We start from the raw sequence: 25,004 nt of genomic DNA on the forward strand, positions 1-25,004 counted from the left end.
TATTGCTAATTTACAAATCCATTTGCGAAATTGATTTACTTTTGGCATATGACTATAAAACTTTTAGCTATTGGCAAAACCGACAGCTCTCAACTACAAGAACTCATTGAGGTATATCAAAAACGATTACAGCATTACATCAATTTTGAAATTGAACTCATACCAGATTTAAAAAAGACCAAAAACTTATCTGAAGACCAGCAGAAAGATAAAGAAGGCGAACTTATTCTCAAAAGATTAGCATCTACAGATGTTTTAATTTTATTTGATGAAAAAGGAAAACAGCATACTTCTGTTGAGTTTTCTACTTTTTTACAAAAAAAGATGAATTCTGGTATTAAACAACTAGTTTTTTTAATTGGTGGACCTTACGGATTTAGTAATGAAATCTACGCCAAGGCTTCTGGAAAAATAAGTTTATCAAAAATGACCTTTTCTCACCAAATGGTTCGCTTATTTATAACCGAGCAAATTTATAGGGCGTATACTATTCTAAAAAATGAGCCTTATCATCATCAATAAAATAATGCAATAAGGAGTAGTAGAGCAAACTAAGCTTGTTTCTCTAGTGATTTAACCATATTCTCAGAAACACCTTCTAAATCAGTAAGTTCTTCCATTAGAAAAGAGATGAGCTCTTCTTTATGTTCCACATTTTTTTCAATCTTAAGCACATGATTGTAATTCTTAATATTTTTCATGTGAGAATTAAAAGCATGTGTTTGATGCCACGCTATTTCTTTTAATTTCTGATTTTGAATCGTAATTTTTTTAATCGATGGATTGATAAAAAAGAATATCTCCAGTATTAATATCAACAAAGAAAATACTGCAAGCTCTAATTCTATAATCATCAGCGTTTTAATATCTTCTTCAGACACTTTTTGAAATTGATTAACAATGGTGTCCATAATTACTAAAAACTGATCAGATGCAGCTGATAATTTCTCTAAATCAATAGATTCTAATTGATTAAAGTCATTTGTTGATTCTAAAATAAAATTTAGATGCGGTTGTAGTTTATCAAAGTTTTTTTGAATTTCATCATTATCTAAGACAGGAATTCCGGTTGCATCATTACCTTCTTGCAATGCTGTATTTGCATTTGAAAATTTTGTCATCGCCAAACGTAATTGTCCATAGTCGCAAGTACTATACCTACATTCATATACACTCTTAACAATTAACTGTGATAACATTCTTTGCCTACCCGCAACATTTATTCTCAACGCATCTTGTCTTTGTCTAGCTAGAGAATACTGTATTATTGACTGTATTACTATCGTTAATACAATCACAGTAAAAACCAGCAAGTAATAGTTATTGAAACTTTTACCAGATTTTAATTTCGATAAAATCTTTTTCCACATAATTAAAGATATTTCCTACAGAATGTAATTGTATCATTACCATAACCTTGTAGAATTAAAAATGTTGTAATGAATAGCACAAAACTGGTCAAAAAAAAAGTGCAAGTTTTTCAACTTGCACTTTAGTTATAAAATAAATTTACTTCTATTGATTTTAAAAGTCTCTACAAGACCTAGTATAGCACTCTAAATTTGATAGTATTTTCAACTTTTCTCAAAGCCTTAATAACATCTTTATTATACTCTTTATCTAAATCTGTAATTACATAGCCCACTTCATTATCAGTAGACAAATATTGGCTATTGATATTTAACTCGTACTCTGCTAACACCTTATTGATTTTAGCCATAATACCCGGTACGTTCTTATGTATGTGCAAGAATCGGTGAGATTTATTCTGTTTCGGCAAACGGATGTTCGGGAAATTAACGGCATCAACCGTGTTACCAGAATTGATATAATCCATTATTTTATTAGGAACGAAATCTGCTATATCTCGCTGCGCCTCTTCTGTACTACCACCAACATGCGGAGTAAGAATTACATTAGCAAAGCCTTGTAATTTTGTATGAAAATCTCCATTACTAGCAGGCTCATCTGGATAAACATCTACTGCCGCACCACCAATATGACCATCTTTTAATCCTTCAGCAAGGGCATCGATATCAACTACAAAGCCTCTAGAAAGGTTTATTAACATAGCACCTTTCTTCATTTGCTTTATTTCACGGGCACCAATGAAGTTTTTGTTTGCTTTATTATCATCTATATGCAATGTAACCACATCAGACACATTTAATAAATCTTCTAGCGTATTGCATTTTACTGCATTACCTAAAGCTAATTTATCATCTACATCATAATAATAAACACGCATACCCATGGCTTCTGCCAAAACTGATAATTGCTTACCAATATTACCATAACCTACTATACCTAAGTTTTTACCACGAACTTCTCTTGACCCAGCAGCTGTTTTTTGCCACTGCCCATCATGAATCTCTCTGCTACGATCAAATACACTACGCATTAACATAATGATCTCACCTATAGCCAATTCCACTACAGATCTTGTATTACTGTAAGGGGCATTGAAAACTACCACTCCTTTTTTCTTAGCAGTCTCTAAATCTATTTGGGTAGTACCGATACAAAAAGCACCTACTACCAATAATTTATCGGCAGCATCTAAAACAGTTTGGGTAACTTGTGTTTTAGAGCGGATACCAAGCACGTGAACGCCCTTGATTTTTTCTAGCAGCTCTTCTTCAGATAAGCTATGTTTAATCAGCTCAACGGAAAAACCGTCTTCTGACAAATTATCGAATGCAGCTGTGTGCACATTTTCTAATAATAGAACCTTAATTCTATTCTTTGGGTACGAGATATTTCTTGGCAACTTGTTCACAAATAAAAATTCATCTAAACTTGGTGTAACATAATCCGCATTGTTAGCGGCTTTTTCTCTATGCACGTTTTCAGTATATGCAAAAAACTTATGTGCTATACCTGCTTCGCGCATTACATAATCACTGTAACCATCTCCAATCACCTGAACTTCCCCGTCCAGATTCATTTGCTTTAAGCAATCTATTTTGCCATTATGCTGAGATAGCACATTCTTTTCATCGAAACCGATGATATTACCTTCTTCGTCGAATTTAAACGTATTTGCATACACTCGATCAGATGGTATATTGTATTCTTTTACAATAGGATCAATAAACTCTTTAAAACCACATGATATTACATAAATATCATCTGCATACTTTTCAAAAAAATCTTTATTCGCAGCTATAGACTTAGATATTTTATTTCTAAGGTTATCAACCAATCCGTCTAAATCTTCTTTTTTAGCATGTAACAACTTAATTCGACGCTCTAAAGACTCGGTAAACGAAATATCACCATCTATACCTAAATTGGTGATATCCTGTATTTCTTTAATAACCTCGTCTTTGTTAGATCTTCCTTCTAAAGTCATTTCGGCAAGAACATCTAGCGCTTCTACCCTAGTCAATGTACTATCGAAATCAAAAACGTATTTTCTACTAACTTCTACCATTGTTCTATTTTGGTTGGATAAGAATTTTTGTTATTAAAATAAGAAGCAAAAGTAAAAATTTAATTTATCCTGATAAATGATATCCTGTAAATAAAACAAAAAGGTTATGTTATGATGCAAATTGACAAAATGACAATGATTTAATCTAAAAATTGAAGAACAGCTAATGAAAAGCCTATAGTTTTATACGCTCCATTATGATCACCAGGTACTCTTTTTAAGCTACCGTTTTTAAATGCAGTACTTAATTCTTGTGCATTTCCGTTGTCATTATCTTCATCACCACAAATTACTTTTACGTCTATCTCTATTTTATTTAATTCGCTTACCGAGGTTACAGGTTGAAATTTTTGTTGCAAATGTAATGAGCGTAAATCTGCGTGAATAGATTTTGCGTAATCTACCGCACCTTTTGTCATCTCATTTACTTCGTCATCAAAGGCTTTTGCGAACATGATTCTTCTATCCCAATCGGCATTTGTAAAATCTATACCCATACCACCTAAAACTGCTTTCTCTATGCTATCATCTTCCGTCAGTAATTTTGCCAAAACAATGCTTCCTCTTGAATAACCGACAGCTTTGTATTTCTCAATATTTAAATGATTCATCAATAACAACACATCTTTTACTTCGGCATTGTCTTGATATGCTTCTTCAGTTTGAGGTTTATCTGAATCTCCATTACCACGTAAATCGGGAATGATTACGCGATAACCTGCATTCAGCAAATCTTTCTTTAAAGCCGTTTTATCCCAAGATTGTCTAGAATTTATAAATCCGTGTAGTAACAATATCGCCTCTCCACTACCCTCATCGGTATATGCGATTTCTGTGCCATCAAATGATTCGAATTTGCCTGACTGGGAACTAACTGCCTGAGATAAGGTTATTAACAACAAACAGAGTAAAAAATACCGTGACGACATTATGCTTTTATTTAAGATATATAGAGAAGACCCGCCAAGATTGCTAAGCCAAAACTTACTAAAGTACCTATTAAAATATACTCCGTTAGCTTTCTATTATTGCGCTCTTTTAGGTCATTGAATCTAAAAACAGATTTCGCAGCTATCAACAAGCCAATAACTTCCCACCTGCCTATTACTATAAATATTAAAACGAATAGTCTTTCTATCATGCCAATATACTTACCTGCATTTGGCAACGATTTATGATCTGTCTCAATCTGATTAGACATTCCCTCTAAGATCATACCCATTATAATTGCTGCGGGATAAGTAACAAAAACGATGGCTGTAACCAAATACCAGTCTAAATTTTCAAATAAGGACATGGTATGAGCGTATAGATCTGTGTAAAAAGCACAGCAATATATGACTAGTATATGCAAAATCTGATCGATAAAAAACGGAATGCTTTTACTCTTAAATAAATCATTTGAATATAATTTCAATACATCAATGACAAAATGAGCTATGGTTACTATTAAGGCAATTTTCCAGAGCGACAAATCCCAAAGAAAAAGCATATATAATGCAAAATGCAATAGCACATGCAGGTAGAGGAACTTAGATTTTATCTTATTCGATTGCTTGTGAAGTACCCATCGTGTAGGTTGTAAAACAAAATCTCCGATTAAATGAGCCAATACTAGTTTTATAAAAATCAACATATTTATTTACTGGTAATTAATTCTTTATAATATGACAATACATCTAAAACCAAATCTAATCTTGCTCTTTTTAAACGCTGACTTACGGCAGACTGTTTAATACCTAATTGTTGTGCAATTTCTTTTTGTGAATAATGCGGGTAGTCTAATGACAATGTTACTATTTCTGCAGAAACTACACTCCAATCATCCATAAAATCTAATGCTAAGCGTAGCATTAAATTTAAAGTTCGATCATTTTTAATTTCTCCTGTTGCAATACTAAGGTTTATTTTGCTCTCTTTAAGTGTTTCGAAGTTACGCCCAGATCGCTGGTATGCAGGTCCGTTAGATTCGGTTACACCTGTACCAATATAGGTTTCTAAACCTATACCGATTCCCATTCTTACATCTAAACCTTTTATGGTTTTTAGCATTGCTTTTATTCGAATGGCAGTAAATAGTGCATTTCTCTCGGTGACTTTTAACTGAAACTCATCGCCACGGTATATCTCCCAATTCATTGGCGAAGCACCAAATTGGTTAAAGTAATTCTTCAACAAATCGATCCATTGCGAACTAGGATGCTTTTCAGAATTAATAATATCTCCGGTAATTATGGCTATCATGATTATTAGTTAAAACGCTAATATATTAAATTATAAGCTAATTGATTAATATTTATCGATATTAACGCGGTGATTAATATAAATCAATAAAAACTACTTAAAACCAACGCCTTGTTAATATACAATAATCTTTAAAGGAACGCCCAAATTTTTCTAAGAGAATTCGTTCTTCTGGTATAATTTGAAATCGATTCATATACCCTACAAACCCCGCAGCGATCAGTGTATTGAAAGCATTTCCTAAAAAAACACCTAAAGCCAACAGCACAAGAAGCAGTGCCAAATACATAGGATTTCGAGAAAACTTAAAAATCCCGCCAACAACTAAATTAGAAGCTTTATCTGGTTTTGTTGGATCTATGGTCGTACTTGCTCTTTTAAACTGAAACAATGCCAGTACGCCAATTAAAATACCAATACCCACTAAAATTTTGGTAAGCAACATTCTTCCATAAAAATCAAAATAACCTATCGGTAAAAATTCTGCCAATAGATACATCATCAATCCGAAACACAAAAACACTAAAGCCGGTGGTACTTTTAACTCCATTTTATAAAATTACTACTTTTGATGCTGTAAATTGACAAACTAGATTTCAAAATGTTCCCATGAAGCTTGTATTCGCCACTCACAACCCAAACAAATTAAAAGAGATTCAGCAATTGGTGCCATCATATATCGAGCTAGTTAGTTTAGATATGATTGGTTGTACTACCGATATACCCGAAACTGCTACCACCCTAGAGGGTAATGCAAGAATAAAAGCAGATTTTATAACAAATACGTATCAACTACCTTGCTTTGCTGATGACACCGGCCTTATTGTAGATTCTCTAAATGGTGAACCAGGCGTATATTCAGCAAGATATGCAGGTGCCGAAAATGATTCAAACGCTAATATGGACAAACTATTAGCCAACTTAAGCGATAAACAGAATCGAAACGCTTACTTCAACACTGTAATCGCCTTAAATTTAAATGGTAAAACCCATATATTTGATGGAAGCATACATGGTGAAATTATAGAAACAAAAAAAGGAGATAACGGTTTTGGATACGACCCTATCTTTCTACCAAACGGCTACAAAGAAACTTTTGCGCAATTGCCATTATCCATTAAAAACAAAATAAGCCATAGAGCATTGGCATTTAAAAAGTTGATTACCTATTTAAATAGTATTCATGATAAATAAAAAAGACAACGGCGAAACTGTAGTTGTATCAGTTGCATCAGAACGAGCAGAAGCTATTGGCGGTGTACTCATTGCTTTATTTGCCGCACTTATGGCAATATCACAAATGGTGAATGGCGAATTAGAAGAAGAAATGATGATTGCCCACAACAATGTAGTGAGCTATTCTAGTTGGTACCAATCTAAAAGTATTAAAGAAAGTTTGAAAGAAAGTGAACTTGACTACTTAAGCACTTTAATTGAAAGCGGTATTGTCACTGAAGAAAACAGACCGGTAATAGAACGAAAAATAGCTATTGTAAAAGATAAAATAGTAAAGTACGAATCAGAAAAAACAGAAATCTTACTAGGATCAAAACATGTAGGCGAAGAAAACTGGGTTCAAGACATAGAGGGTAAAATGGGTATTATTACCGGAGTTAAACAATGGGAAAAATTAACACAAACCTATGATTACGCTACCAAAAAATTCGACTATGCATTACTATTTTATCAAATTTGCATAGTACTTGGCGCCGTTTGTATCATTATTTATGATAGCCCAGCGCTGCAAAAAGGATTAATTGTGCTTATGATTATCTTTGGTATTACGGGCACTTTCCTATCTATATATGGCTATACGCTAGCTCCGTAGTATTACTTTCTAATAAATTATACTGATTCAATTATTAGCAGTACCTTTGCCGCTTAATTAACGCCGCTGGTATAGCATGTGTTGCCCTGAGTCTAAATAGGTTATATACGATAATCGCTCTATGCAACATTCATATTTGCGATTTAGTATACATATTTATGACAAAGTTTGAAGCACTGGGACTGCAGAAGTCCTTATTAGATGCTATTACTGATATGGGTTTTGAAACCCCTTCAGAAGTTCAAGAAAAAGCAATTCCAATTTTACTGGAAAGTGAAACCGATCTAGTTGCCCTAGCGCAAACAGGTACAGGTAAAACTGCCGCTTTCGGTTTTCCATTAATTCAAAAAATTGATAGTAATAGTAGAACCACACAAGGTTTAATACTATCACCTACTCGTGAGCTATGCTTACAGATCACGAAAGAAATGCAAGCGTATTCAAAATACGAGCGTAATATCAATGTAGTCGCCATTTATGGTGGTGCAAGTATTACAGACCAAGCAAGACAAATTAAAAGAGGCGCGCAAATTATTGTTGCTACCCCTGGTCGAATGAAAGATATGATCAGTAGACGTCTTGTTGATATCTCGAGCATAGACTATTGTGTTCTAGATGAGGCTGACGAAATGCTGAACATGGGCTTCATGGAAGATATCAAAGATATTCTTTCTGGTACGCCCGATGAAAAATCAACATGGTTGTTCTCTGCAACGATGCCTAGAGAAGTAGCTACTATTGCTAAAAAATTCATGCATTCTCCAAAAGAAATTACAGTGGGTGCAAAAAACTCTGGAGCATCAACCGTACAACATGAGTATTATGTTGTTGGCGGTAGAGATCGTTACCCAGCTTTAAAAAGATTAGCTGATACAAACCCAGATATATTTGCAGTTATTTTCTGTAGAACAAAACGTGATACTCAAAAAGTTGCCGAAAATTTAATCGAAGACGGTTACAACGCAGGTGCATTACATGGAGATTTAAGTCAGAACCAAAGAGATTTGGTGATGAACTCTTTTCGTAAAAGACAAATTCAAATGCTTGTAGCAACTGATGTTGCTGCACGTGGTATTGATGTTGATGACATTACACATGTGATCAATTACCAATTACCAGACGAAATCGAAACTTATACCCACCGTAGTGGTAGAACAGGTAGAGCTGGTAAATCTGGTATATCGATGGTTCTTGTTACTCGTGGCGAACAACGTAAGATTAGAGCTATAGAGAACAAAATCAATCAAAAATTTGAATTGAAAAAAGTTCCTTCGGGAATGGAAATTTGTGGTATTCAATTACATCACTTAGCCAATAAAATAAAGGATACTGAAACTAATTCTGATGTTGATCCTTATTTACCTGAAATCAATGAGATTTTAGAAGGTATCGACCGTGAGGAATTAATAAAGAAATTAATATCTGCCGAATTTACAAGGTTCTCTAACTACTATAATAAGTCTAAAGATTTAAATTCTTCTGACAGCGGTAGAGAAAGAAGTGACGGTCGAAGAGGTGGTGAAATACCAACTAGTGGTGCTGTTCGTTATTTCATAAACGTTGGTGAAAAAGATGGTTATGATTGGATGTCTCTTAAAGACTTTATTAGAGATACTGTAGGACTTGGACAAGAAGATGTCTTTAAAGTTGATGTAAAGGAAAGTTTTTCATTTTTTAATACTGAAAGTGAATCTACCCAACAAATTCTTGAAAAATTCACTGAGTTTAAAGTTGATGGAAGATTTGTTAATGTAGAAGTTTCTAAAAATCCCGGTGGTGGCGGAAATCGCAGAAGCGGTGGAAGCGGCGGTGGCTTCAGAGGAAAAAGAAGTGGCGGCAGAAGAGATGATGACCGTGGCGGAAGAGGCAGAAGAGATGGCGGTGGCGAGTCTAAAGGTAGAAGACGCGACCGTAGTGAATCTAGCAGTCCTAACTCCGGAAAAAGACGCAGCACAAAAAGAAAAGGTGATTTCTTTTAGTTAATTGTATATTAAAAATACGCTTCGGCGTATTTTTTTTGTTTTGTTTGCAACCTAATTACGCTGTCAGTACAATGAAATACTTTTTATCGCTTACTCTTATTTTTCTTTCACTAATAGGTTTCTCTCAAGAAACGGAAGAAGGTCAACGCCTTAGTGCCGTTGTCGTAAACGCCCAATCTGATGAACCCCTTGAAAGCGTACACGTTGTTAACTTGAACCAAGTTTTCGGAACAATTACCAATGAAAAAGGTGAGTTTTCAATTACTGCTGCAGTAAACGACACCCTTTACTTTTCATTTCTTGGTTTTAAATCACAGAAAATTAGGGTAACGAACGATATGTTCAAATTTGAAAATACCGAAATAGCACTAACAGAGCTTGCTTATGCTCTAGAAGAAGTTATTGTTAGACCTTATCAGCTAACTGGGTACTTAGAAATCGACGTAAAGAACCTTCCTATTAACAATGCTTATCAATACAGTATATCGGGCTTAGGTGTTAGCTATGAAGGCGGTAATAAAAATCCTAGTGCCGTTACAAAGGTATTGGGTGCCATATTAAACCCAGCAGATTTGTTGCGTAACCTTTTTGGTAAAAAACCTGCGCAAATGCGTAAACTTAGGCAAATGAGAGAAGACGATGATATTCGTAATCTTCTCGCTTCTAAATTTGATAGAGAAACGCTTACCGAATTTCTTCAGTTAGAGAAAGTTGATATTCAAGATATTCTAAATAACTGCAATTATTCTAAATCTTTTATCACTACAGCCAATGATCTTCAGATACTTGATGCTATTAGTAGCTGTTATGAAGAGTATAAAGTTTTAAATAGAAAGAAATAATATTTTTTAAAGTGAAATCCTTGTTATAGTTTTATTGCAAATAACAGGGAAATGAAAAACGTATTCTTATTAGGGCTATTTTCTATAGCATTGATTTCTTGCCAACCTAAGAGCAAAGAAAAATCAGAAACTATTGCTGTAGTTAAAGATTCAGTTGAAACCCCTAAAAAGAACCCCAATTTTCAATGGGAAGCTGCTACCGTTTATTTTCTTCTTACAGATCGATTCAATAACGCAAATACTGCTAACGATCTAAATTTTGAGCGTGACGAAGAAACCGGAGAACTCAGAGGTTTTTTAGGCGGAGACATTCAAGGTATTACAGAAAAAATTAAAGATGGCTATTTCAAAGACCTTGGCGTAAACGCCATTTGGTTCACTCCCGTTGTTGAACAAATTCACGGTGCTACCGATGAAGGCACTGGCAATACGTATGGCTATCATGGTTATTGGGCAAAAGACTGGACAGCTCTTGATCCTAATTTCGGAACCGATAAAGACTTAGATACGCTAATAAAAACTGCCCATGAAAATGGTATTCGAATTTTATTGGATGTTGTATTAAATCATACGGGGCCTGTAACCGAAGAAGATCCTGTTTGGCCAGAAGAATGGGTGCGCACCTCCCCTAGCTGCGAATTTACTACATACGAGAATACTACCGCTTGTACTTTGGTTGCGAATCTACCTGATATTTTAACCGAATCTGATGCTACAGTAAATTTGCCAGATGCTCTTCTTGCAAAGTGGAAAAGCGAAGGTAGACTTAGTCAAGAATTAGATGAACTAGAATTATTTTTTGACCGTACCGGCTACCCCAGAGCACCTCGCTTTTATATTATTAAATGGCTAACCGATTACGTTAATAAATATGGTGTTGACGGATTTAGAGTTGATACTGTTAAACATGCCAATGAAAACTCATGGGCAGAATTATATAAAGAAGCGTCTATTGCTTTTGAACTTTGGAAAAAGAAAAATAACGACAAGGTATTAGACGATAACCCTTTCTACATGGTTGGTGAAGTTTATAATTACGGAATTTCTGGCGGACAAGAATTTGACCTTGGTGACAAAAAAGTAAACTATTTCGATAACGGATTTAAAAGTCTTATAAATTTCGAATTAAAGACGGATGCCAAAAAGGATTATGAAACTATTTTTACCAAGTACAGCAAACTATTACATACTACTTTTAAAGATAAGAGTGTTTTAAATTACCTTACTTCTCATGACGACGGTCAACCTTTCGATCAAGAAAGAACCGACCCCAAAAGAGCTGCAAATGTATTATTGCTAACTCCTGGAGCTTCTCAAATCTATTATGGTGATGAAACTGCTCGTAGTCTAGTAATAGAAGGCACGCAAGGTGACGCCACATTGCGCTCGTTTATGAATTGGAATGAGTTGGACAGTTTACCACAAACAAAAGAAACCTTAAGCTATTGGCAGAAATTAGGAACCTTTAGAAATGACCATCCTTCAATAGGTGCTGGTATTCACAAAAGAATTTCGAAAGCACCTTACATATTTAGCAGACACTTCACTAAAGATGATTATGTAGATAAAGTAGTTATCGCTTTAGACATAGTAAAAGGAAAAAAATCTATTTCTGTAAAAGGTATTTTCGGTGATGGCACAAAATTATACGACCGCTTTTCCGAAACTGAAGTAACGGTTGACAAAAACAAAGTTATACTAGATAATGATTTTGACGTTGTCTTGTTAGAGCTTAGCAATTAAGATTTATATTAGGCATTAGAATGAACCGCAATTCTATTGCCTTCAGTATCTTTTAAAAGCCCCATGAATCCGTGTCCTTCGCCTATTTCGGTTTTAGGCTGCAATACTTGTCCGCCGGCTTTTTCAACCTTACCCAAAACTATCGCAGCGTCATCACATGCCAAATACACCAGTACCCCATCGTCCACACTAGGCTTGTATTGCTCATGCTGAACCAAGGCGCCATTTGCCTGACCAATAACTTGTTTATCTGGAAATAGGCCCATTACAAACTCCCCAAAATTATTCACCGTAATAGAAACATCTAAGATGGACTCATAGAACTTTTGAGCACGCTCCATATTTGCTACGGGTATTTCAAACCATACTATCATAATTGACTATTTAAATTATGTTTAAGATTGTTTAATCCTTGTTCGAAGTCTTTACCAACCATTTTGTCCATAGACATAAAAACCATCATTATACTCATTGGGAACTTATTCTTACCAGTGAATCCCCAAGTAACTTTACTTTTATTTACTTCATGCTCTTCAATAGTCATATAACAATCAGATTTCGACTTGTAAGGTTTTAAGAAACGCAAATCTTGTTCTATACGTTCGCCTTCTACTATTCTAGTAATTTCTTGTTCGCCTTCACCAACATCTTTATTTCCGTTCCAGTGGCTTGTAGCGCCTATCTCACCATCAACTCCAGTAAACGTCAATTTCATATTTGGATCTTTCCTTGCCCATGGCGACCACTCTTGCTGTTTCTTTAAAAACTTTAAATGAGGCCACACTTGTTCCGGTGGATGTTCTAATTCTATATTTCTAGAAACTTGATAACTTTTGGGAGCTATTAATGCCAAGAAAATAACCAATGCCACTATTACTCCGAGAATTATGAATACGGTATACATTTGTCATCTAATTAATTGTTGATTAACAAGTTAGTAAAAATTTAATTATCAGACTTATATCGCTCTAAAATGTCATCGATACTCTTAATTGACTTTTTTGTCCAGTTTAATCGTCTTTCTAGCATTTCTTCATCTGTTAATTTCCAATCTACACCCGAAGCTTTTAATTGCGTGGTTAAATGCTGAAGTATAATGGCAGCAGAAACAGAAATATTAAGACTCTCGGTAAAACCTACCATAGGTATTTTTAAATAGGCATCTGCATTTTCTAATACATAATCACTTAATCCATTTTTCTCTGTCCCAAAAAACAAAGCCGTTTTACTATCCAGTTTAAAATCTTGTAATAACGAGCTATCTGCATGCGGACTAGTAGCTACTATTTTATACCCTTTTTCTCGCAACGAATCAATTACTTGTTTTGAATTTTGATACCGTTTTATATCTACCCATTTCTGAGCTCCCATGGCAATTTCTTCATCTAAATGTTGACCGTTTCTATCCTCTATCAAATGCGCAGTCTGAACACCAAAAGATTCACAGCTCCTTACCACTGCACTTGTATTATGCATTTGAAATACATCTTCTACCGCTACGGTCAAGTAGTTTGTGCGTTCAGCCAAAATATCAACAAAACGCTGTTTTCTATTTTCTGAAATAAATTCTTCTAAATATGCTAAAAGGTTCACATCAATCATGCCCCCAAGATAAGAAAAGTATATTTTTATACATATTATCAAAGCTCATGAAAAACATTGTGGTATTAACTGGTGCGGGAATTTCTGCCGAAAGCGGACTAAAAACGTTTAGAGATGCTGATGGATTATGGGAAGGGCATGATGTTATGGAGGTTGCCACACCTGAAGGATTTCAAAACAATCCTAAATTGGTTTTAGAGTTTTACAACCAAAGAAGAAGGCAATTGCTAACTGTTGAACCAAATGCTGCACACAAAGCATTGGTTGCTTTAGAAACACATTTCAATGTTCAGATTATAACTCAAAATGTAGATGATCTACACGAGCGTGCCGGTAGTTCTCAAGTTCTACATCTTCATGGCGAATTATTAAAATCAAGAAGTACTAATTCTACCAATGAAATCTTTGATTGTAAGCAAGATATTTTACTAGGCGACACTTGTAAAAACGGTTATCAATTAAGACCACATATTGTATGGTTTGGTGAAGCTGTACCCCTTTTAGAAGATGCTATTTCTATTACCGAAAAAGCAGATTACTTAATTATTATCGGTACATCTATGCAAGTATACCCAGCAGCAAGTTTAATTGATTTTGTTGATGGCGAAACGCCAATTTATTTTATAGACCCAAAACCCGCCATCTCAAAATCCCATAAAAACAATTTAACCATTATAGCAGAAACTGCAGTAGCCGGAACTCCTACTTTGGTTGCTTCCCTAATTGATAAATAATTCGCGTCTGCCTTACCCACTCTACCAATTTATTAACTTCATTGGCAGTAAGCTCTGTATCTTTATGAAATAAGGTGTATTGAGATAAAGGCATATTTCCATTAAGCACTTCCTCTTCTATCTCCTCTAACAAATGGTCTTTTTTATCTAAAGAATAATTTTCCCATTCAGAAAAATTCAAATGTTCTTTACCTTCCTTAACGTGATCTGCCAGCAAAAATGAAATCGGGGCAATATTATTATACCACGGGTATTCTGTATTGTTGCTATGACAATCGTAACAAGAAGTTTCAAAAAGATTTTTAAGTTCTGGCGATGGGTTTGTCTGCTTTATAAAAGCTTCTGCATGCTTGCCGGCAGTTATATTTTTTGTAGGACTGAAAAACTGCATGGCCACAAACACAACAACGACACCTAGGCTAATTTTTTTTAGTAATTTCATATTTGGGGGAAATGAAAATTAAAGATACAATTTTATGACCAAGGAAGAACTTTATGAAGCATTGAATTATGTAAGTGCTTCAAGAGAAAATCGTACTAAAGTGGCATCTAAAATTGAAGGTAATCTCCATTTAATTCCCATTCTTATTGAAATAATTAAAGAAGATGTAGACCCAATATCATGTAAAGCGGGTTGGGTTTTAGAAAGTGTTGCCAAAATAAATTTGCATTATATTTTAATACATATTGATGTATTTACCGAATCGTTAAAACATATTTCATTAGAATCTTCTGTTCGCCCTGCTTCAAAAATCTGTCAGTTATTGGTGATAAACGAATTTTCAAAAAAATCAGTAAAATCAATACAAAAATTAACCACAAATCATTTAAACATCATAACCGAAGCTGCTTTCGACTGGTTGATCGGTGATTATAAAGTTGCCCCAAAAGCATATTCCATGACCACACTTCTACTAATAGGTAGAAGAATAAAATGGATTCATCCAGAATTGCAACAAATACTAGAACAAAACTACGAGAGCGGCAGTGCTGCATACAAGGCTAGAGCAAGAATGACCTTAAAAGTTCTAGAAAAAAAGTAGTGCATTTAAGAAGCTTTAAAAATTGTTCATTAAATCATTGTAATTGACCATAACTTAAAGTACTTATGGTTTTAAACTTTGATACGATTAGGTATATTTGCCCCTTATTAATTTAACCAAACATTATGTCTCTTAATGCACTAAATGCCATTTCACCTATTGACGGTCGTTATAGCTCTAAAACCAAATCTTTATCTGCTTACTTTTCTGAAGAAGCACTAATAAAATATAGAGTTAGAGTAGAAATAGAGTACTTTATTGCACTTTGTGAAATTCCTTTACCACAACTTTCTTCATTTGATACGTCAAAGTTTGATACCCTTAGAAAAATTTATCTTGATTTTTCTACTGCAGATGCTGAAGAAATTAAAGAGATAGAGAGAACTACCAATCATGATGTTAAGGCGGTTGAGTACTTTATTAAAAAGGCTTTCGATGCTTTAAATTTATCAGAATTTAAAGAGTTTATTCATTTCGGATTAACTTCTCAAGATATCAACAATACTGCGATTCCGCTTTCAATTAAAGAGGCAATGAACGAAGTATATGTACCTCAATATTTTGAGTTACTTGAAAAGTTAGATGTATTAACTTTAGAATGGTCAGATATACCTATGTTGGCAAGAACACACGGTCAACCTGCTTCACCTACTCGCCTAGGAAAAGAAATTATGGTTTTCGTTGTTCGTTTAAAAGAGCAGTTTAATTTATTAAACGATATTCCAAGTGCTGCAAAATTTGGTGGAGCTACCGGAAATTTCAATGCTCATTTAGTGGCTTACCCTTCGATAGATTGGAAAGCTTTTGGTCAAGAATTCGTGCAAGAGAAATTAGGACTTCAACATTCATTCCCTACTACTCAAATAGAACATTACGACCATTTGGCTGCTTTGTTTGATGGCCTTAAGCGAATCAACACTATTATTTTAGATCTTGATCGCGATTTCTGGACATATGTGTCTATGGATTATTTCAAACAAAAAATAAAAGCTGGCGAAGTTGGATCTTCAGCCATGCCACACAAAGTAAATCCTATCGATTTTGAAAACTCTGAAGGTAACCTTGGTATAGCAAACGCTATTTTTGAGCACTTGTCGGCTAAATTACCAGTATCGAGATTGCAAAGAGATTTAACTGACAGTACAGTTCTTAGAAATGTTGGTGTTCCTTTTGCACATACAATTATTGCTTTTCAATCTACATTAAAAGGATTGAACAAACTACTTTTAAACAAAGTGAAGTTTGAGCAAGATTTAGAGAATAACTGGGCTGTTGTAGCTGAAGCTATTCAAACCATATTAAGACGTGAAAGCTACCCAAATCCATACGAAGCTTTAAAAGGACTTACACGTACAAACGAGAAAATCAATAAAGATTCTATTGCAAACTTTATTGATACTTTAGAAGTTTCTGATGCAATCAAGAATGAATTAAAACAAATATCGCCTAGTAACTACACTGGAATTTAAGCCGGTTTTAATGCATTAAAACTTTTCTTTAGTTCATATACTTCATATCGCCCGTTTAGGGCGATATGCATTTTAGATTGTGCCTCACATCATATATATTTCGAGTGAACGCAAAACTAAAATTGTATGCAAACAAATTTCTCAGTTGAAGAATCAGTAAGTAATTTATGGGATAAATTAGATGGTTGGCTAGAAGCAATCATCTTAAAATTACCAAACTTCGCCATGGCAATTTTGGTCATGTTTCTGTTTTATTTTCTGGCAAGAGGAATACGTAAAATTCTTAAAAGAACCATTCTAAGAAAAATATCTCAAGTCTCTATTCAAGAAATAATAGCAAAAGTAATATTCGTTACCATTATTTTAATCGGATTTTTCATTGCTCTCGGTGTCTTAGATCTTGACAAAGTATTAACAAGCATATTGGCAGGTGCAGGTGTTGTAGGTCTTGCCGTAGGTTTAGCACTGCAAGGAACACTTAGTAATACCTTTGGCGGACTTATACTCTCGTTTATGCCACAGCTTAAAATTAATGACTTTATTAATGCTGATGGTGTTTCTGGTTTTGTTACCGAAATAAGTCTACGAAACATCATACTTAAACAGCCAGATAATAACATAGTGGTTATACCTAATTCTAAATTCATAGATGGATCTTTCACCAATTACTCCATGAATGAAAGAAATAGAATTTTTGTGAATTGTGGTGTAGGTTATGAAAGTGACCTACAAATGGTAGAAGACTTAACGGTAAAAATCATTGCCGATAATTTTAAGCAGAATGATGACGAAAATGTAGAATTCTTTTTTACGGAGTTCGGCGATAGTTCTATCAACTTTATGGTGCGTTTTTGGGCAGATTGCATCAATGTAAAGCAAGAGCATGCAGCTAGACATAAAGCGATTAAAATTATTAAGAAGCATTTTGATCAGAGAGATATCAATATTCCGTTTCCAATTAGAACATTGGACTTTGGAAAAAACAATCTACAGATTGCTAAAGATTAAATATCTATTATAGCGCTAAATTAAAAAAGCCCGTTGAGCAAGTTCAACGGGCTTTTAATCAACTAACTAGACTAATTTATTTACTAATATTAACTTCGTGTGGGTAAGGAATTTCAATACCTGCAGTATCCAACGCTTTCTTAGTTCCTTCAATAGTAGCAAAGTATACATCCCAGTAATCTTCTGGCTTACAGAAAGGACGTACAGCTAAGTTTACAGAACTATCTGCCAATTCAGATACGTTAACCGATGGAGCAGGATCCTGCAATACTTGAGGATTTGCCTTTAACATTGCCAATAACACATCTTTTGTTTTTTGTAAATCAGAACCATAATCTACACCTACTGTAGTATCAACTCTAATTTTACCTTCGGCAGTATAATTTACGATATTACCGTTTGCCATTGCACCATTAGGAACAATCGCTAACTTATTTTCTGGTGTTACCAATTTGGTAGTAAAAATCTCGATTTCTTTTACATTACCAAGAACACCTTGTGCTTCTATCAAATCTCCAATTTTATAAGGCTTGAAAATTATTAGCAATACACCACCAGCGAAATTAGAAAGAGAACCTTGCAAAGCAAGACCAATTGCCAAACCAGCTGCTGCAATTACTGCTGCAAAACTTGTAGTCTCAACACCTAAGGTTGAAATAACCGTAATAATCAGAAATATTGTAAGCGCCCATTTCACTAAACTTAACAAGAACTTCTGCAATGATTCATCGTAATCCTGCTTAGTCATCCCTTTTCTAGTGACACCAATTAACTTTTTTATAACCCAAGAACCGATTATATATATTAAAATGGCCATCAGAACCTTTGGTCCATATTCCATTGCCATTCCAATTCCTTTGTCAATCCATACTTGTGCGTTTTCCATTTTTAAATGTTTGTTTAGGTTGTTTGTATATATTCTCACTTATTATGACACCAATTTTCTCGATTGGTCACATTAATAAGGAGATAAACTTCAATTTTATGATACAAAAAACCCGTTACAATAATGTAACGGGCTGTATTTAAATTAAATATACTATAAACTTAGCCTTTCAACAAATCTCCAAGTTGTTCCAATCCTTTCCCATCAAAATCAGATTTTTCTACTGCTTTAACTAATTGCATTAAACTCGCTGGGTTCATATCATCTCCTAAAATCCTAACTAAAACCAAACCTTTTTCATCGTTGTCGCCATATATGACAAGTTCGTCGATGGTATCATCATCGCCCTTTAATTGTATGGTAGCTTTTCCAAAAGGAGTATTCATTTTCATTAGCTCACTAAAATCGTCACTTTTAAGTATTGATTTTATCACATTTTTTTGAACTAAATAATCTGCCTCGTTTTCTGGTTTTTTCTGAAATGCTAAAACGTTCAACTTCTTTAAAGATGAAGCTGCCTCTTTCTCTGATTCGGTTAAATTTGCTGTTTCTAAATCTAACAAACTCGAAGGCAAATCAAAAGACATAAAATTAGGATTCTCTGCACTTGCAATATAATACTGTTGCAAACTCTGTTCTGACGAGCATGATGCAATGGTAAAACCTAGCACCAACATCATTATTAAATATACTTTTTTCATATTATTCTTTTTAAATTATAAAAAGGTCTCCTGTTAAATAGAAGACCTTTTTAAATATTTTTTATTTACCCGATGCTTTGTTCAAATCTTTAGGTAAATCCATTTTATTGGTCAAAGTACCTATCTTATTTAAATCGATGTCACCGGTAAGGCTCACTAATACTGTTTCAAGTTTACGTCCATTATGCCCTACATCTACATTCTCTAAACCACTAACAAACATTAATAATTCTGATACGTGATCTTTCTTTTTACCGTCTTTCACATAAAACTTTACGTTGACATCTTGATCTTTTACGCGCATCAACTCTTCTAACTTCGAAGACTTAAGGTATCTCTTTACGGTTGATGTCATATCTGCCGTTACAGAAGCATCTTCGGTCATAAAAACTTTTACATTTCTTAGTCCGCTAGCTATATCCATAAACTCCTGAGCCTCTGCGTCGTCGCTCATGCCGCCTAATTTAGAAACTAGGTCGATCATACCTTTATTTACAATTACAGACCCTACATTATCCATATCTTCATATTTATCGAATACAGATTGAGAAAAACCCAATACGGGTAAAATTGCCATTAAAATTACTACTGCTACTTTTTTCATGATTGTTGTTTTAATGCCGCTACCCTATTTAGGTTTTGGCGATTGATGAATTGATGAATGTTTGTTTTTTAAAAAGTGCTGAAATTAAGGGGCCAACACTTTTAAATACTATTTAGTTCCCCTTATTTGCTGCTTTGCCTAATTGATCACCACCTGGTAAATCCATTTTATCGGTCAATTTCGATACTGAACGTAAGTTAATATCTCCAGTCAAGGACAAAAGAACAGTTTCTAACTTTTTACCATTGATATCTATATCAACATCTTTTAAACCGGTTACAAACATTAAAAGTTCTTTTACATGATCGCTGTCTTTACCTTCTTTAACGTAAAATTTTACATTAGAGCTACCATCACGAACCCTCATTAGTTCTTCAAAAGAAGAGCTGCTAAGCCTGTTTGTAACCCAGCTATCAACATCTTTAGAAATAGCCGCATCTTCGGTAGTTATTACCTTAAAACTGGTTATAGAATTAACCAACTCAAAAAATTCTTTTGCTTCGGGATCATCTGAACTAACGCTCATTTTACCTAACATCTGAAACATTTTTGGCTGCATGGCAACAAAAGTTACCTTATCGTTATCCTCATACTTCTCAAAAATATCTTGAGCATTTATAATTACAGGGGCTAACACCAAAAGCGTTAATACTAATATCTTTTTCATTTTAATTATTTTTCGTTAAAAATTTATTCGTTGTTTTTTCAAATTCCTCTAAATAATACAGTTGCTCTGTACCTTTATTAAAATTCATTGCTAATAAGGCTAAAGCCTCTTTTGCAGATTCTATTTCCTCTGGTGTATACTCATCTGCTAAAGTAACGGGAGGTGGTGTTGGCTGATAGAAATAAAGCCCTACCATAAAGACTGCTATCGCTGCAACGGATACCCATTTCAAATAATTTTTTCTAGGTTTTAATGGCACCTGCTTTGTAAAGCGTTCTTCTTTTGCTTTCGTAAAGTAATTGAACAAAGATTCATACTGCTCTAAATGAGGAGCGACTTCATCTTCTGAAAAATACCTTCTCAGCTTTTCTTCTTCGGCTACCGTAGTGGTCGCTTCAAAATACTTTTCTATTAATTTTTCTATATTATGCAATTCCATAATTATGCTTTTCCATTAATTTTTTCCTTACGGTTTTTCGTGCTCTGGATAAAGCAACACGTATGGCTGTAGGTTTCATATCCAGTAATTTCTCTATTTCTTCATATTCGTATTGTTCTACATCTCGCAATTGTAATACCATTTTTTGCTGCTCTGGTAATTCAGCCATAATTCGTTCTACCCAACTAATACTATCTTTTGCTTCTATTTCGCTTTGTAACGAAGTACTAGCATCTGTGTAATTAGTATGTACCAATTTCAAATTACCGGCTTGCTTAGATTTTAATCTATCTAAACAAAAGTTTTTGGTCATGGTCATGGCAAAAGCTTCTACATTGTTATAGCTCTCCATTTTATTCTTCTTGGACCACAACTTAATTAATATCTCTTGTGTTGCGTCTTCAGCTTCCTCCGTTGACACCAACAATCTTTTGGCCATACGGAACAACTTATCCTTAAATGGTAATACAGTATTTAAAAACTCCGCTTGTTTCATTTTGGTTTGGCTGTTCGTAAACTTTCTTATCGGTTTACAAAAAGAAGACGATGTACAACGATTTTTGTTACAATTAATTTTTATTTAATTGACTTGTAAGTAAATTTAACATCCTTATACTAATTATATACGTACTTACTTAAACGTTTATTTTTGGTATACTTATGAATGTTCTAATATTTGAATGTTCATAACCATACATTGTAATTAAAAAGAAGCTATGAAAAAATTTTTCTTGTCCCTCCTATGTTTAGGATTTGTTGTTACCTCTTGTAATAATGATGATACTGTTATTGAAGAAGAAGTTGTTGAAACACCCGAAGAAGAAGTACCTGAAGTTGTAGATATTGAAGTCCAAAACTTTTTTTGGCAAACACTTAATCTTTATTATTTCTGGCAAGGTGATGTTCCAGATTTAGCAGATGATCGTTTTGATACACAGACTGCCTATGAAGAATATTTAACTGAAAACTCTGAGCCGGTAGCTTTTTTGGAAAACAAATTATTATTTTCTGAAGACAGATTCACTTTTTACAACGAAGATTATACTCAATTAGTAAACAGTTCTGCTGGTGTTTCTAAAAGTAACGGTTTACAATTTGGTTTAGGACGTATTTCAGGTACAGACGATTTATTTGGCTTTGTGGAATATGTTGTTAAAAATTCTAATGCATCTGGTCAAGATATAAAAAGAGGCGACCTGTTTATTGGTGTTGACGGACAGACCTTAACCGTAGATAATTATATTGATTTACTTTTTGGTAGTAATGATACCTACGCTCTAAATATGGCTGAAATTGTCGATGGTGGTATTAGTGCTAGTGACAGAAAAGTTACATTAACTAAAACTGAAGGCTTGGTTGAAGACCCTATTCACGTAAATAATGTTATTACTTCTGGTGACAAAAAAATTGGCTATTTAATGTATAATCAATTTGTTTCTGGTTCTGAAGATGCCATGAATGCCGTATTTGCAGATTTTATTGCACAAGGTGTTAACGACTTAGTATTAGATCTAAGATATAACCCAGGCGGTAGAGGCTCTACAGCTGCTGTACTTGCCAGTTTAATCAAGGGTACGAATACATCAGACTTGCTTTATAAAACTGTGTATAATGCAAAATTACAGGCACAATTCGGTGAATCTTCAGAAAATTATTTTGTGAGTACTACAGGTGCTTTTGACGGAAATTCTGATGCACCTTTAAATACATTAAATTTAAATAGAGTTTATATTATTGCAGCTGAAGGTTCGGCTTCTGCTAGTGAATTGGTAATGGTCGGCTTAGCACCTTATATAAATGTTGTTCATATCGGTGGTACTACTGTTGGTAAAAATCAAGGATCTGTATTATTTGTTGATGATCCAGAAGGTGGTAATGTTTATGATGCTGAGAGAGTCGATAATATTAACCCTAACGTACAATGGGGATTACAGCCTATTATCAGTCAAGTTGAAAATAGCGCTGGGTTTACCGATTATGTAGATGGTTTAGTACCTGATATTGAACTTGATGAAGATGTTACCAATCTAGGTGTTCTTGGAAATGCTGACGAGCCTTTATTTGCAAGAGCTATTCAAGAAATTACAGGTGTCAGTGGTAAACGTAATTTCGATGTACTATTGCCTGCAAACGTGGTTTCAAGTTCTAAGCTTTACAATCCTAGAAATACAGTACTATTATTAAACAATAGTATACCTGTTTCTAAAATTCCTGTAGCTGAAAAGAAATAAATTTAAAACATTTCAGTTTCCCTATTTATGAAGAAGATATTAGTATTATTAGTTGCTGCAATTGCCTTTTCGTGTTCAAAAGATGACGATTTATCTTTACCAAACACGGTAGACCCAGATGGCTCGGCAGATGTTGAAGTACAAGATTTTATGTGGAAAGCCATGAACTTTTGGTATTTCTGGCAGGCAAATATCGATGACTTAGCAGATGACCGTTTTGAAAGTACTGCAGAAGGTAGAGCAGAATATACCGCTTTTTTAAACTCTGCCGATGACCCTGCTGCTTTCTTTGACAGCAAATTGCAATATATAGAAGATCGCTTTAGTTTTTATAATGAAGATTATAGAGAACTTACCAATTCACTTGCAGGCATATCTAAAAGCAATGGTCTAGAATTCGGACTAGTTCGTTTACAAGACAGCGAAGATATTTTTGGCTTCGTTCGTTACATTGTTCCAAACTCAAATGCCAGCACAGTCGAAATTCAACGTGGTGACCTTTTTACTGGTGTTGATGGTCAAACATTAACTACTTCAAATTATATCGATTTGCTTTTTGGTGAGAACGACACCTACACCTTAAATATGGCAGATTTTGACAATGGTAACATTACACCAAACGACGTGGAAGTTTCGCTTACAAAACAAGAAGGTCTAGCTGAAAACCCGGTTTTTATAGCTAAGTCTTTTACAATTGCAGGTGAAAATATTGGTTACATCATGTATAACCAGTTTACTAATGAATATGATGATGATTTGTATTCAGCGGTTGAAGATTTGAAATCTGCAGGAATTACCAATCTTGTAATGGATTTACGTTATAACCCTGGTGGATCTGTAAACACAACGCGTTTATTGGCCAGTATGATTTATGGTACTAACACGTCTGATTTATTTTTAAGAAAGCGTTACAACGATAAGCTTCAAGAGCAATTTAATGACAGCCAATTAGAAATTAATTTTGCAGATAAGGTTAATGGAAAAAATATCAATACTTTAGGATTGACTAAATTATATGTTTTGACTTCTTCTAGTTCTGCCTCTGCAAGTGAGCTGTTGATTAACAGCCTAGAACCATATATGGACGTAATTCAAATTGGTGATTTAACTAGAGGAAAAAATGAGTTCTCTACTACTCTAGTTGATGACCGAGATAATTCTTACTTGTACACTCCATCAAGGGTAAACAATATTAACCCAGATAATCAATGGGCTATTCAACCCTTAATAGGTAGAAACGAAAATGCTGATGGTTTCTTTGACTTTACAAGCGGTTTACAGCCAGATTATGAGTTGAAAGAAGATTATAGCAACCTTGGTATTTTAGGCGAGGAAAATGAGCCTTTGTTAGCGAAGGCAATTGAATTGATAACAGGTGCTACTGGTAAACGCGATTTTACCGTTAAATACCCTATCAATATTATTAGCAGTTCTAAAGAGAACAGCTTTATGAGCGATAAAATGGTAGATGATACGGTTTTTGATTTGGAGTTCTAAAAAACTACTAATCATAAAAGAAAGAAAAAAAGGACAGCCAATTGGCTG

The 25,004-nt window shown here is 34.3% G+C and carries 28 protein-coding genes; 12 read left to right on the forward strand and 16 right to left on the reverse strand.

Annotated elements, in window-relative coordinates; genetic code table 11:
• The first annotated feature begins 48 nt into the window (after positions 1-48).
• A complete protein-coding gene (gene rlmH / locus ACJJVT_RS06605) occupies positions 49-522 on the forward strand; it encodes a 23S rRNA (pseudouridine(1915)-N(3))-methyltransferase RlmH (protein ID WP_405397386.1) in 474 nt (157 codons plus the stop codon).
• 29 nt (positions 523-551) lie between these two features.
• Here the strand turns inward: rlmH and ACJJVT_RS06610 are convergent, their stop codons facing one another.
• The 6 genes from ACJJVT_RS06610 to ACJJVT_RS06635 form a co-directional block, all read right to left on the reverse strand.
• Positions 552-1,370 (reverse strand): type IV pili methyl-accepting chemotaxis transducer N-terminal domain-containing protein, encoded by an 819-nt coding sequence (locus ACJJVT_RS06610; protein ID WP_405397387.1) that lies wholly within the window; start codon positions 1,368-1,370, stop codon positions 552-554.
• Positions 1,371-1,543: 173 nt separating this feature from the next.
• Positions 1,544-3,436: a phosphoglycerate dehydrogenase gene (gene serA / locus ACJJVT_RS06615; protein WP_405397388.1), complete on the reverse strand. Its 1,893-nt coding sequence runs from the start codon at positions 3,434-3,436 to the stop codon at positions 1,544-1,546.
• A gap of 140 nt (positions 3,437-3,576) precedes the next feature.
• Positions 3,577-4,365, reverse strand: coding sequence for an alpha/beta fold hydrolase (locus ACJJVT_RS06620; RefSeq protein ID WP_405397389.1), 789 nt, complete (start codon positions 4,363-4,365; stop codon positions 3,577-3,579).
• A gap of 11 nt (positions 4,366-4,376) precedes the next feature.
• Entirely contained in the window at positions 4,377-5,072 is a 696-nt protein-coding gene (locus tag ACJJVT_RS06625; RefSeq protein WP_405397390.1) for a DUF3307 domain-containing protein, read from the reverse strand.
• A 2-nt stretch (positions 5,073-5,074) separates the two neighbouring features.
• Positions 5,075-5,680: a SatD family protein gene (locus ACJJVT_RS06630; RefSeq protein WP_303599449.1), complete on the reverse strand. Its 606-nt coding sequence runs from the start codon at positions 5,678-5,680 to the stop codon at positions 5,075-5,077.
• A 97-nt stretch (positions 5,681-5,777) separates the two neighbouring features.
• Positions 5,778-6,230: a methyltransferase family protein gene (locus tag ACJJVT_RS06635; protein ID WP_405397391.1), complete on the reverse strand. Its 453-nt coding sequence runs from the start codon at positions 6,228-6,230 to the stop codon at positions 5,778-5,780.
• Positions 6,231-6,289: 59 nt separating this feature from the next.
• Between ACJJVT_RS06635 and ACJJVT_RS06640 the strand changes: the two genes are divergently transcribed.
• The 5 genes from ACJJVT_RS06640 (at position 6,290) to ACJJVT_RS06660 (ending at position 12,075) form a co-directional block, all read left to right on the forward strand.
• Positions 6,290-6,874 (forward strand): non-canonical purine NTP diphosphatase, encoded by a 585-nt coding sequence (locus ACJJVT_RS06640; protein ID WP_405397392.1) that lies wholly within the window; start codon positions 6,290-6,292, stop codon positions 6,872-6,874.
• The gene (locus ACJJVT_RS06645) at positions 6,864-7,508 is read left to right on the forward strand and encodes a DUF4337 domain-containing protein (protein ID WP_405397393.1); all 645 of its coding nucleotides are present in this window, start codon (positions 6,864-6,866) and stop codon (positions 7,506-7,508) included. The genes ACJJVT_RS06640 and ACJJVT_RS06645 overlap by 11 nt, the downstream gene beginning before the upstream one ends.
• 158 nt (positions 7,509-7,666) lie before the next feature.
• A complete protein-coding gene (locus tag ACJJVT_RS06650) occupies positions 7,667-9,487 on the forward strand; it encodes a DEAD/DEAH box helicase (protein ID WP_405397395.1) in 1,821 nt (606 codons plus the stop codon).
• 74 nt (positions 9,488-9,561) lie between these two features.
• Entirely contained in the window at positions 9,562-10,332 is a 771-nt protein-coding gene (locus ACJJVT_RS06655; RefSeq protein WP_405397396.1) for a carboxypeptidase-like regulatory domain-containing protein, read from the forward strand.
• 51 nt (positions 10,333-10,383) lie between these two features.
• Positions 10,384-12,075, forward strand: a complete 1,692-nt coding sequence (locus tag ACJJVT_RS06660) for an alpha-amylase family glycosyl hydrolase (protein ID WP_405397398.1) — start codon at positions 10,384-10,386, stop codon at positions 12,073-12,075.
• Positions 12,076-12,083: 8 nt separating this feature from the next.
• On the opposite strand, the gene ACJJVT_RS06665 is transcribed toward ACJJVT_RS06660, so the two are convergent.
• The 3 genes from ACJJVT_RS06665 to ACJJVT_RS06675 are packed head-to-tail and all read right to left on the reverse strand — an operon-like array spanning position 12,084 to position 13,677.
• The gene (locus ACJJVT_RS06665; RefSeq protein ID WP_405397399.1) at positions 12,084-12,449 is read right to left on the reverse strand and encodes a VOC family protein; all 366 of its coding nucleotides are present in this window, start codon (positions 12,447-12,449) and stop codon (positions 12,084-12,086) included.
• Positions 12,446-12,979 carry an SRPBCC family protein gene (locus ACJJVT_RS06670; RefSeq protein WP_405397401.1) on the reverse strand — a complete coding sequence of 178 codons (534 nt, stop codon included), beginning with the start codon at positions 12,977-12,979 and terminating at the stop codon, positions 12,446-12,448. Before ACJJVT_RS06670 ends, ACJJVT_RS06665 begins: the two co-directional genes overlap by 4 nt.
• A 41-nt stretch (positions 12,980-13,020) precedes the next feature.
• On the reverse strand, positions 13,021-13,677 hold the full coding sequence (locus tag ACJJVT_RS06675; RefSeq protein WP_405397403.1) for a TrmH family RNA methyltransferase: 657 nt from the start codon (positions 13,675-13,677) through the stop codon (positions 13,021-13,023).
• Positions 13,678-13,724: 47 nt separating this feature from the next.
• Between ACJJVT_RS06675 and ACJJVT_RS06680 the strand changes: the two genes are divergently transcribed.
• The gene (locus ACJJVT_RS06680) at positions 13,725-14,411 is read left to right on the forward strand and encodes an SIR2 family NAD-dependent protein deacylase (protein ID WP_405397404.1); all 687 of its coding nucleotides are present in this window, start codon (positions 13,725-13,727) and stop codon (positions 14,409-14,411) included.
• On the opposite strand, the gene ACJJVT_RS06685 is transcribed toward ACJJVT_RS06680, so the two are convergent.
• Positions 14,380-14,853, reverse strand: coding sequence for a heme-binding domain-containing protein (locus ACJJVT_RS06685; RefSeq protein WP_405397405.1), 474 nt, complete (start codon positions 14,851-14,853; stop codon positions 14,380-14,382). The two genes, ACJJVT_RS06680 and ACJJVT_RS06685, sit on opposite strands and share 32 nt — an antisense overlap.
• Before the next feature lie 34 nt (positions 14,854-14,887).
• On the opposite strand from ACJJVT_RS06685, the gene ACJJVT_RS06690 reads away from it, so the two are divergent.
• From ACJJVT_RS06690 to ACJJVT_RS06700, 3 genes are all read left to right on the forward strand, one after another.
• Positions 14,888-15,454 carry an adenylosuccinate lyase gene (locus tag ACJJVT_RS06690; protein ID WP_405397407.1) on the forward strand — a complete coding sequence of 189 codons (567 nt, stop codon included), beginning with the start codon at positions 14,888-14,890 and terminating at the stop codon, positions 15,452-15,454.
• Between the two features lie 125 nt (positions 15,455-15,579).
• Complete coding sequence (purB, locus tag ACJJVT_RS06695; protein ID WP_405397408.1) at positions 15,580-16,923, forward strand: adenylosuccinate lyase; 1,344 nt, start codon at positions 15,580-15,582, stop codon at positions 16,921-16,923.
• Between the two features lie 126 nt (positions 16,924-17,049).
• A complete protein-coding gene (locus tag ACJJVT_RS06700; protein ID WP_405397410.1) occupies positions 17,050-17,931 on the forward strand; it encodes a mechanosensitive ion channel family protein in 882 nt (293 codons plus the stop codon).
• A gap of 76 nt (positions 17,932-18,007) precedes the next feature.
• Here the strand turns inward: ACJJVT_RS06700 and ACJJVT_RS06705 are convergent, their stop codons facing one another.
• From ACJJVT_RS06705 to ACJJVT_RS06730, 6 genes are all read right to left on the reverse strand, one after another.
• On the reverse strand, positions 18,008-18,817 hold the full coding sequence (locus ACJJVT_RS06705; protein WP_405397412.1) for a mechanosensitive ion channel family protein: 810 nt from the start codon (positions 18,815-18,817) through the stop codon (positions 18,008-18,010).
• Between the two features lie 161 nt (positions 18,818-18,978).
• Positions 18,979-19,518, reverse strand: a complete 540-nt coding sequence (locus ACJJVT_RS06710) for a DUF4252 domain-containing protein (RefSeq protein ID WP_405397413.1) — start codon at positions 19,516-19,518, stop codon at positions 18,979-18,981.
• A 61-nt stretch (positions 19,519-19,579) separates the two neighbouring features.
• On the reverse strand, positions 19,580-20,122 hold the full coding sequence (locus tag ACJJVT_RS06715) for a DUF4252 domain-containing protein (protein WP_405397414.1): 543 nt from the start codon (positions 20,120-20,122) through the stop codon (positions 19,580-19,582).
• A gap of 112 nt (positions 20,123-20,234) precedes the next feature.
• On the reverse strand, positions 20,235-20,789 hold the full coding sequence (locus tag ACJJVT_RS06720; protein WP_405397415.1) for a DUF4252 domain-containing protein: 555 nt from the start codon (positions 20,787-20,789) through the stop codon (positions 20,235-20,237).
• 1 nt (position 20,790) lies between these two features.
• Positions 20,791-21,228: a hypothetical protein gene (locus tag ACJJVT_RS06725; protein ID WP_405397417.1), complete on the reverse strand. Its 438-nt coding sequence runs from the start codon at positions 21,226-21,228 to the stop codon at positions 20,791-20,793.
• Positions 21,215-21,724 carry an RNA polymerase sigma factor gene (locus ACJJVT_RS06730; protein WP_405397419.1) on the reverse strand — a complete coding sequence of 170 codons (510 nt, stop codon included), beginning with the start codon at positions 21,722-21,724 and terminating at the stop codon, positions 21,215-21,217. Before ACJJVT_RS06730 ends, ACJJVT_RS06725 begins: the two co-directional genes overlap by 14 nt.
• 220 nt (positions 21,725-21,944) lie before the next feature.
• On the opposite strand from ACJJVT_RS06730, the gene ACJJVT_RS06735 reads away from it, so the two are divergent.
• Together ACJJVT_RS06735 and ACJJVT_RS06740 are read left to right on the forward strand one after the other, a co-directional pair.
• Positions 21,945-23,459: a S41 family peptidase gene (locus ACJJVT_RS06735; protein WP_405397420.1), complete on the forward strand. Its 1,515-nt coding sequence runs from the start codon at positions 21,945-21,947 to the stop codon at positions 23,457-23,459.
• 27 nt (positions 23,460-23,486) lie between these two features.
• The gene (locus ACJJVT_RS06740) at positions 23,487-24,956 is read left to right on the forward strand and encodes a S41 family peptidase (protein ID WP_405397422.1); all 1,470 of its coding nucleotides are present in this window, start codon (positions 23,487-23,489) and stop codon (positions 24,954-24,956) included.
• Positions 24,957-25,004: the final 48 nt, after the last annotated feature.

It is taken from the genome of Maribacter sp. Asnod2-G09 (assembly GCF_045063795.1).
Lineage (GTDB): Bacteria > Bacteroidota > Bacteroidia > Flavobacteriales > Flavobacteriaceae > Maribacter.

What these genes read in the sequence shown, in the direction of transcription:
- ACJJVT_RS06645 (WP_405397393.1), top strand. Translation starts at nt 6,864, where the DNA reads ATGATAAATAAAAAAGACAACGGCGAAACTGTAGTTGTATCAGTTGCA.
- ACJJVT_RS06740 (WP_405397422.1), top strand. Translation starts at nt 23,487, where the DNA reads ATGAAGAAGATATTAGTATTATTAGTTGCTGCAATTGCCTTTTCGTGT.
- ACJJVT_RS06620 (WP_405397389.1), bottom strand. Translation starts at nt 4,365, where the DNA reads ATGTCGTCACGGTATTTTTTACTCTGTTTGTTGTTAATAACCTTATCT.
- ACJJVT_RS06690 (WP_405397407.1), top strand. Translation starts at nt 14,888, where the DNA reads ATGACCAAGGAAGAACTTTATGAAGCATTGAATTATGTAAGTGCTTCA.
- ACJJVT_RS06625 (WP_405397390.1), bottom strand. Translation starts at nt 5,072, where the DNA reads ATGTTGATTTTTATAAAACTAGTATTGGCTCATTTAATCGGAGATTTT.
- ACJJVT_RS06660 (WP_405397398.1), top strand. Translation starts at nt 10,384, where the DNA reads ATGAAAAACGTATTCTTATTAGGGCTATTTTCTATAGCATTGATTTCT.
- purB (WP_405397408.1), top strand. Translation starts at nt 15,580, where the DNA reads ATGTCTCTTAATGCACTAAATGCCATTTCACCTATTGACGGTCGTTAT.
- ACJJVT_RS06725 (WP_405397417.1), bottom strand. Translation starts at nt 21,228, where the DNA reads ATGGAATTGCATAATATAGAAAAATTAATAGAAAAGTATTTTGAAGCG.
- ACJJVT_RS06680 (WP_405397404.1), top strand. Translation starts at nt 13,725, where the DNA reads ATGAAAAACATTGTGGTATTAACTGGTGCGGGAATTTCTGCCGAAAGC.
- ACJJVT_RS06665 (WP_405397399.1), bottom strand. Translation starts at nt 12,449, where the DNA reads ATGATAGTATGGTTTGAAATACCCGTAGCAAATATGGAGCGTGCTCAA.
- ACJJVT_RS06635 (WP_405397391.1), bottom strand. Translation starts at nt 6,230, where the DNA reads ATGGAGTTAAAAGTACCACCGGCTTTAGTGTTTTTGTGTTTCGGATTG.
- ACJJVT_RS06705 (WP_405397412.1), bottom strand. Translation starts at nt 18,817, where the DNA reads ATGGAAAACGCACAAGTATGGATTGACAAAGGAATTGGAATGGCAATG.
- ACJJVT_RS06630 (WP_303599449.1), bottom strand. Translation starts at nt 5,680, where the DNA reads ATGATAGCCATAATTACCGGAGATATTATTAATTCTGAAAAGCATCCT.
- ACJJVT_RS06675 (WP_405397403.1), bottom strand. Translation starts at nt 13,677, where the DNA reads ATGATTGATGTGAACCTTTTAGCATATTTAGAAGAATTTATTTCAGAA.
- rlmH (WP_405397386.1), top strand. Translation starts at nt 49, where the DNA reads ATGACTATAAAACTTTTAGCTATTGGCAAAACCGACAGCTCTCAACTA.
- ACJJVT_RS06730 (WP_405397419.1), bottom strand. Translation starts at nt 21,724, where the DNA reads ATGAAACAAGCGGAGTTTTTAAATACTGTATTACCATTTAAGGATAAG.
- ACJJVT_RS06650 (WP_405397395.1), top strand. Translation starts at nt 7,667, where the DNA reads ATGACAAAGTTTGAAGCACTGGGACTGCAGAAGTCCTTATTAGATGCT.
- ACJJVT_RS06670 (WP_405397401.1), bottom strand. Translation starts at nt 12,979, where the DNA reads ATGTATACCGTATTCATAATTCTCGGAGTAATAGTGGCATTGGTTATT.
- ACJJVT_RS06640 (WP_405397392.1), top strand. Translation starts at nt 6,290, where the DNA reads ATGAAGCTTGTATTCGCCACTCACAACCCAAACAAATTAAAAGAGATT.
- ACJJVT_RS06715 (WP_405397414.1), bottom strand. Translation starts at nt 20,122, where the DNA reads ATGAAAAAAGTAGCAGTAGTAATTTTAATGGCAATTTTACCCGTATTG.
- ACJJVT_RS06700 (WP_405397410.1), top strand. Translation starts at nt 17,050, where the DNA reads ATGCAAACAAATTTCTCAGTTGAAGAATCAGTAAGTAATTTATGGGAT.
- ACJJVT_RS06655 (WP_405397396.1), top strand. Translation starts at nt 9,562, where the DNA reads ATGAAATACTTTTTATCGCTTACTCTTATTTTTCTTTCACTAATAGGT.
- ACJJVT_RS06610 (WP_405397387.1), bottom strand. Translation starts at nt 1,370, where the DNA reads ATGTGGAAAAAGATTTTATCGAAATTAAAATCTGGTAAAAGTTTCAAT.
- ACJJVT_RS06685 (WP_405397405.1), bottom strand. Translation starts at nt 14,853, where the DNA reads ATGAAATTACTAAAAAAAATTAGCCTAGGTGTCGTTGTTGTGTTTGTG.
- serA (WP_405397388.1), bottom strand. Translation starts at nt 3,436, where the DNA reads ATGGTAGAAGTTAGTAGAAAATACGTTTTTGATTTCGATAGTACATTG.
- ACJJVT_RS06710 (WP_405397413.1), bottom strand. Translation starts at nt 19,518, where the DNA reads ATGAAAAAAGTATATTTAATAATGATGTTGGTGCTAGGTTTTACCATT.
- ACJJVT_RS06735 (WP_405397420.1), top strand. Translation starts at nt 21,945, where the DNA reads ATGAAAAAATTTTTCTTGTCCCTCCTATGTTTAGGATTTGTTGTTACC.
- ACJJVT_RS06720 (WP_405397415.1), bottom strand. Translation starts at nt 20,789, where the DNA reads ATGAAAAAGATATTAGTATTAACGCTTTTGGTGTTAGCCCCTGTAATT.